Origin of the sequence: Chromobacterium piscinae (genome assembly GCF_021129175.1) — a bacterium.
In the GTDB taxonomy this organism is placed as follows: domain Bacteria; phylum Pseudomonadota; class Gammaproteobacteria; order Burkholderiales; family Chromobacteriaceae; genus Chromobacterium; species Chromobacterium piscinae.
The window spans coordinates 1-7,248 of record NZ_JAJOHV010000073.1 but is presented as its reverse complement, the minus strand read 5'-3'; the positions used below and the strand labels follow the sequence as shown (position 1 = coordinate 7,248).

Annotated in this window: 4 protein-coding genes; 2 read left to right on the top strand and 2 right to left on the bottom strand. The window is 65.5% G+C overall.

Going from position 1 to position 7,248, the window contains the following annotated elements; all coding sequences use genetic code 11:
• Positions 1-415: inositol monophosphatase family protein (locus tag LQR33_RS18145; RefSeq protein WP_331282869.1), on the bottom strand; the 415-nt coding region annotated here is incomplete at its 3' end.
• A 64-nt stretch (positions 416-479) separates the two neighbouring features.
• On the bottom strand, positions 480-2,618 hold the full coding sequence (locus LQR33_RS18140; RefSeq protein ID WP_231470020.1) for a two-component system response regulator: 2,139 nt from the start codon (positions 2,616-2,618) through the stop codon (positions 480-482).
• A 116-nt stretch (positions 2,619-2,734) separates the two neighbouring features.
• On the opposite strand from LQR33_RS18140, the gene LQR33_RS18135 reads away from it, so the two are divergent.
• Positions 2,735-6,403 carry a response regulator gene (locus tag LQR33_RS18135; protein WP_221664658.1) on the top strand — a complete coding sequence of 1,223 codons (3,669 nt, stop codon included), beginning with the start codon at positions 2,735-2,737 and terminating at the stop codon, positions 6,401-6,403.
• The coding region (locus LQR33_RS18130) for a chemotaxis protein CheB (RefSeq protein WP_231470019.1) at positions 6,400-7,248 on the top strand (849 nt) is incomplete at its 3' end. The genes LQR33_RS18135 and LQR33_RS18130, both read left to right, overlap by 4 nt.

Below are 7,248 nucleotides of genomic sequence, written 5' to 3'. Positions count from 1 at the left end.
GGATTTTCAGCCGGCCTTCCGGCGCGGCGGCAAGCAGGGGGGCCGGCGTGGAGAACAGCTCGCCGAGGGCCGGCAGCGCCACGGCGGAGGCGGCGGGCGCGCCGTCCACCGCCAGCGCGACGTGAACCGCCCAGTCATCGCGGCCCGGCTCGCAATATTCGCGGGTGCCGTCCAGAGGGTCGACGATCCAGACCCTGCGCTCGCCCAGGCGGGCGGGCTCCGGCGCCGACTCTTCTGACAATATGCCGTCGTTCGGGCGCGCCGCGCGCAGCAGTTCAAGGATCAAGGCGTTGGATTCGGCGTCGCCGCGCGCGCCCAGGACTTTGCCGCCTTCAGGCGGGCAGCGGCGCAGGTCCAGCAGCAATCGGGCGGCTGCGGCGGCGGCGTGGGCGGCGAGTTGATGATCTTCCGGCATGGGTGGCTCCTGGCGTCGATGCGGGAGTGTTACACCGTATCGGCGGGCGCGGCAATGGCAGGGTTCAGAAGTACTCCACGCCGGGCAGGGGCTTGGTGTCGGCCTGGCGCAGGATGAAGTCCTCCACCTCGGCGGCCGGCAGCGGTTTGCACAGCAGGTAGCCCTGTACCACATCGACGTGGATGCTGGTGAGGAAGGTCAGTTGTTGCTGGGTTTCCACGCCTTCGGCCACCACCTGCAGGCCCATGCGGTGGGCGAGGTAGGCGATGGTGTCGCACAGCGCGCTCCCTTTTTCGTCATTGTTGATATTGCGGATGAAGGATTGGTCTATTTTCAGCGTATCCACCGGGAAACGGGTTAGGTAGGCCAGCGCGGAATGGCCGGTGCCGAAATCGTCTATCGAGCTGTGTATGCCCATCGCGCGGAATTGCTCCATCATGGTGATGGACTGCTGCGGCGACAGCATGGTGCAGGATTCGGTGATTTCCAGCTCCAGGTGGCGGGCCGCCACGCCGGTTTCCTTCAGCACGTCGGCGACGAAGTCAGGCAGCTCGTGGTCGGTGAATTGCGCGACGCTTAGGTTCACCGCCATCCGCAGCTCGGCGCCGCCCTTGTCCTGCCAGGCCCTTAGCTGGCGGCAGGCCTCGCGCAGCACCCAGCGCCCCAGCGGCAGGATCAGGCCCGATTGCTCGGCGATGGGGATGAACTGCATCGGCGGGATCATGCCCTTTTTCGGATGCTGCCAGCGCACCAGCGCCTCGACGCCCACCACGCGGCCGGTGGACAGCTCGACCTGCGGCTGGTAATGCAGCACCAGCTCGCCATGGTCTATCGCGTGGCGCAGCGATTTTTCCAGCTCGACGCGCTCCCGCATCTGTCGGCCCAGCTCTTCTTCGTAGACCTGGATCCTGCGGGTGCCGCGCTGCTTGGCCTGGTATAGCGCCATGTCGGCGCGGGTCAGCAGCTCCTGTCCGTCGGCGCCGTGCGCCGGACCCAGGCTGACGCCTACGCTGGCGGTCAGGCTGAGCATCATTTCGTCCACCGGGAACGGTTCGCTGATCGCATCCAGAACCTGTCCGGCGATGGTTTCCGCCTCGGCGGCGTCCGCCACGCTGGTGAGAATGGCCGCGAACTCCACGCCCCCCAGCCGGGCGGCGTGTCCCCGCGTCCCCAGCGTTTGCCGCAGCCGCTGCGCGACATGGCGCAGCAGCAGGTCGCCGATGCGGTTGCCGTACACGTCGTTGATGAACTTGAAGTCGCCCAGGTCCACCAGCAGCGCGGCGAAGGGGTGGCGGCCTCCGGCGATGGCGAACAAGGCGTTCAATTGCTCCAGCAGGCCGCTTTCATTGTGCAGGCCGGTCAGGGTGTCGAAATAGGCGAGGCGGTTGATTTTTTCCTGGGCGGCCACGCGCGAGGAAATGTCGATGTAGCTGACGCGGAGCAAGTGGTCGGTTTCGCTGGGCAGCTTGCTGAGCCGGACTTCGCAGGGAATGGTGCTGCCGTCGGGGCGCTGCAGGATGCGTTCGAACGGCGCGATCTCGCCTTTTTGCGCCCGCTCGGCGTGAAGGGTGACGCTTTCCGCGACGGGCAGTCCGTCGGGCTGTTCCGTCGCGTACAGTGAGGTCGGGCTGGTGCCGACCAGCGCCTGCAGCGTGCGTCCGGTCAGTTTCTCCGCTTGCTGGTTGGCGTCGACGAAGCGGCCGCTGTCCAGGTTGTACACCAGGATAGCTTCCGGCGCCTGTTCGATCAGCGCGCGGAAGCGCTGCTCGCTCAACCTCAGCGATTCGGTCTTTTCTTCCACCAGCTTGCTCAGCCGTTTCTTCAGCCGGGCCAGGTCGAGGTGGGTGTTGACGCGCGCCAACAGCTCGCTGCGCTCGAAGGGCTTGATGATGAAGTCGACCGCGCCGGCGTCGAAACCGTCGACCTTGGTCTGCGAGTCGCTGACCGAGCTGAGGAACAACACGGGAATGTCGCGGGTGCGCGGGCTCTGCTTGAGCTCGCGGCACACGGCCAGCCCATCCATGTCCGGCATGTTGAAATCCAGCAGGATCAGATCCGGCGGATGTTTTTGCACCAGGTCCAGCGCCTCGGCGCCGCTCTGGGCGGAGCTGACCTGGTAGCCCTGAGTGGACAGCAGGGCTACCAGCATCATCAGCGCGGTCATGGTGTCGTCGACAACCAGAATGTCACCGGGCACCGGCATTCGGCTTCTCCCGCAAATAATTCCACCACATCCAGTCTAGTCGTTTTCAAATCCATTAGTAGTATTGCTGATTGTCTACACTGCAACATCGGCATGGCGGCGAACGGGAGAGCGGAGTGAAGCTTACTGTCGGCAAGAACATGGCATTGCTGGTGTTGGCGGCGTTGTTGGGCCTGGCGCTGTTGACCGGGCTGGAGCAATACCTGATGGAGAGGGTTTACGACGGCGCCAATTTCGGCAACGTCAACGCGGTGCCCAGCCTCAAGGTGCTGGGCGAATTGCGCCGCGCTTTCCAGGAGAGCAGCACGCAGGCGGGTCGGCTGGACTACGACGCGGACAAGGGCGAGCGGCTCAAGATAGAAAAGAAGGTTCAGGAGGCGCGCGACGCGGTCAGCAATTCGATCCGGGCCTATGAGATCGATGGCTGCGCCGGAGGCAACTGCTTCGCCGACGAAGTCGACAAGTCGTGGCTGGAGAGGGAAAAACCGGTCTGGCAGCGTTATCAGGCCAGTCTGGAAAAAGTGCTGCAGGCCGGGGGCGGCGGCGAGCAGGGCGCGGCCAAGGCTCACCAGCTGCTGCTGGCGCTGGATCCGATCTCCGACCAGATGCTGGAATTGATCGACAAGCATATCGATTACAATATGCAGATCGCCAAGAAATTTTCCGACGAGGCGGTCGCCATCAAGCGCAACGCCATCGCGCTGACTCTGGTGATCTGCGCGGTGATGCTGGTGGCCATCGCGCTGATCGGTTACTGGACCAGCCGCTCCATCCTGGGACAGTTGGGCGGCGAGCCGTCCGAGGCGGCCGCCATCGCCGAGCGATTGGCGGAGGGCGATCTGGCGAGCGACATCCGCTTGCGGGACGGCGACGCCAGCAGCCTGATGGCGCGGCTTAAGAGCCTGATCGAGTCGCTGGAGGACCTGGCCAGCAGGGCTTACGCCATCGGCCAGGGCGATCTGAGCCAGGAAGTGAAGCTGGCGTCGGACAAGGACAGGCTGGGCATCGCCATCAACGAGATGATACGGATGCTGCGTGGCGCCCGCGCCGAGGACGAGCGGCGCAACTGGCTGAAGGATGGCTATAGCCAGATTTCCGCCGCGCTGACCGGGGATCTGTCCACCGAGCAGTTGGCTGATTCCGCCATCGGCCTGATCGGCCGCTATCTCGACGCCGGGCGCGGCGTGTTCTACCTGTATCGCGAGGATGAGCTGCGGCTCGATCTTGTCGGCAGCTATATGTACACCGAACGCAACAATCTGGGCGCCAGCTTCGCGCTGGGCGAGGGCGCGGTGGGGCAGGTGGCGCGCGAGCGCAAACCCATCATCCTGGAAGTCGGCGGCGATGACGCCGCCGCGCCCATCGTCACCGGCACCATGCTGGCCTTGCCGCGCTACACCTATACCTATCCCTTGCTGCACGAAAAAGAGCTGGTCGGGGTGGTCGAGCTATCCAGCTTCGAGCATTTCGACGAGCGCAAGCTGGAATTCCTGGCCAACGTCGGCGGCATGCTGGCGTCCTTCCTGTTCGTCGCCGAGCAGCGGGTCCACATCCGCAAGCTGCTGGCCGCCAGCGAGGCGGCGGAAAAGGAAATGCGGGAGCAGAGCGAGCAGCTGCGCGAAAGCAATGCGCGGATGGAAGAGCAGCAGCAGCAACTGCAGCAACAGTCGGAAGAGTTGCAGCAGAGCAACGCGCAGATGGAAGAGGCGCAGCAGCAATTGCGGCAGCAAACCGAAGAGCTGCAGCAGACCAATGCGCAGATGGAGGAGTCGCAGCAGCAGTTGGAACAGCAGAACCGCGAGCTGGAGGAGTCGAGGCTGTTGCAGGAGGCCAGGGCGAAGCAGCTGGACCAGGCCAGCAAGTACAAGTCGGAGTTCCTCGCCAATATGTCGCACGAGCTGCGCACGCCGCTGAACTCCATCATCCTGTTGTCCAAGATGATGGTGAACAACGAGGACGGCACGGTGAAGGATCAGGCGCTGAAGTGGGCGCAGGTGATCCACCGCTCCGGCGAGGATTTGCTGCGGCTGATCAACGACGTGCTGGACCTGTCCAAAGTGGAGGCCGGCCGGATGGACGTGCATCTGGCCACGCTGAGCAGCCGGGATGTATGCGGCGAGCTGCAAGGCATGTTCGAGCATCTGGCGCGCGACAAGGGGCTGGACTTCGTCGTCGACGACAGCCTGAGCAGCGATTTCGTATCCGATCCGGACAAGCTGTCGCAAATCCTGCGCAATCTGCTGACCAACGCCATCAAATTCACCCGCAGCGGCGGCGTCACGCTCTCCATGAGCCGCCATCCGGACGCGGCGCTGCCGATACGCATCAGCGTGCGCGACAGCGGCATCGGCATTCCGGCGGAAAAGCGAAGCGTGATCTTTGAGGCCTTCCAGCAGGCGGACGGCTCTACCTCGCGCGAATTCGGCGGCACCGGCCTGGGCCTCACCATCAGCCTGCGCTTCGCCCAGATGCTGGGCGGCACCATCGAGCTGCAGAGCGAGCCGGGCGAGGGCAGCGAGTTCATCGTCTGGTTGCCTGAGAGCGGCAGGCCGGAAGCGGCGTCGGCCGGACCGGTTTCATTGGAAGTGGAGGACGACAGGGCGGCGCTGCGGCGCGGCGACAAGGCGATTCTGCTGATAGACGACGATCCGGTGTTCGGTCAGATGCTGGTGGCGATGAACCGGCGGCTGGGCTACAAGACGCTGCTGGCGCCGACTGGCGCGGAAGGCCTGGAGTTGGCCGCCGAGCATGGGCCGGCCGGGATCCTGCTGGACCTGGGCCTGCCTGACATGGATGGCACCCAGGTGCTGCACGAGATCAAGACTCGGCCGGCGCTGGCGGACATCCCGGTCTACATCGTGTCGGCGCGCGACCGCGACGAGGCGCTGCTGCAGCAGGGCGCCATCGGCTTCCTGCGCAAGCCTGCCAGCGACAAGCTGCTGGCCGCGGCCGAGGCAGAGCTGGTCAAGGCGGTGGGCGGCAAGGGCGGGGGCATCCTGGTGGTGGAGCGCGGCGGCATCAGCCGCGACGAGGTGTCCAAGCTGGTCGGCGACATCGGCGGCGACATCGTGGCGGCGGCGCCGGACGCCGACTGGAAGACGCTGCTGGAACGGCATCGCAGCCAACTGGCGGTGCTGGACCTGGGCAAGGCGGAGATCGCGGACAGCGTGGCCGTCGCCGAGGCGCTGCGCGGCCTGGATCCCGACATCTCGCTGGTGTTCTACGTCAGCGGCAAGCCCAGCGAGGAGGACGAGGCGGCGTTGCGGGCCTATTCCGACTGCGTGATCGTCAAGACGCCGCAGGCCGGCCAGCGGCTGCTGGAAAACGTGGAGCGCTTCCTGAAGGATGTACCCAGGCAGCGGGCCGAGCTCAAGGCCCCGATCGCGCCCCCTGGCAGCAAGCTGCTGGCCGACCGGCACGTGCTGGTGGTGGATGACGATCCGCGCAATCTGTTCGTGATCACCGCGGCGCTGGAGCGGCACGGCGCCAAGCTCAACAGCGCGGTCAACGGCCGGCGGGCGCTGGAATTCCTGCAGCACCAGTCTGTGGATCTGGTGCTGATGGACATCATGATGCCGGAAATGGACGGTTACCAGGCCATCGCCGCCATCCGCGCCAATCCGGCCTGGAAGGACATTCCGGTGGTGGCGATCACGGCGAAGGCGTTGCCGGCCGAGCGCGAGAAGATCCTGGCTACCGGCGCCGACGACTATCTGTCCAAGCCGGTGGATTACGACGTGCTGGTGGCCAAGGTGGCGCAATGGTGCGAGGGACGAGCTAAGTGAGCGTGACGGTGCAGCATCGCTCCGGCCAGTGCAAGGTCGCCATTCTGGGGCGGCTGGACCGGCAGGAGGACCGCAATGTGGTGTTGGACCTGCTGCGCGCCAATCCGGAGCAGGCGCTGGAACTGAGCTTTTACGATGCTGATTTATTGTGCGTGGAGCTGTTGTGCGCGATGGCTGACCGGCTGAACGGCGGCGGCAAGCTGAAGATCGTCGCCTATCATGCCTTGCTGGCGCATGGCCTGACGCGGCTGAATCTGCCCGTGCGGCTGGTGTCCGGCCGGACCGCGCCGGCCGACGCGCGGCCGAATCCGCGGGCGCTGGCGTTGGCCGGGTCCGCGCAAAGCCTGGAGTGCATCCTGTACATCGTCGAGCGGCTGCCGTTGTCTGAGATGACGGTCTTCGTCGCCCAGCATGTGCAGGAAAACCAAGTGAACCTGCTCGATCAGCTGCTGAAATCGCGCACCGGCTACAGCGTGGAAATGCCGCAGCACATGGCGCCGGTGAAGCCGGGAACGATCTATGTGGCCCCGCCTGGCCACCACATGCGGGTGGGGCATGGCTATGTTTATCTGACCCGCGACCGCCAGATCCAGTTCGCGCGGCCGTCGATAGACGTGCTGTTCGAGTCGCTTGCCGGCGAGTACGGCGCGGAGGCGATGGCGGTGCTGCTGTGCGGTTTCGGCCAGGACGGCACCGACGGCTGCGCCGCGCTGCGCGCCGCCGGCGCCTGCGTGATCATCCAGGACGGCGGCGAGTGCGCGCCGGCGCGCGTGATGCCGGACGCGGCGAGCAATGCCGGGAATTACGATTACCTGATGAAGCTGCCGGCGATCGCCAGCGTGGCC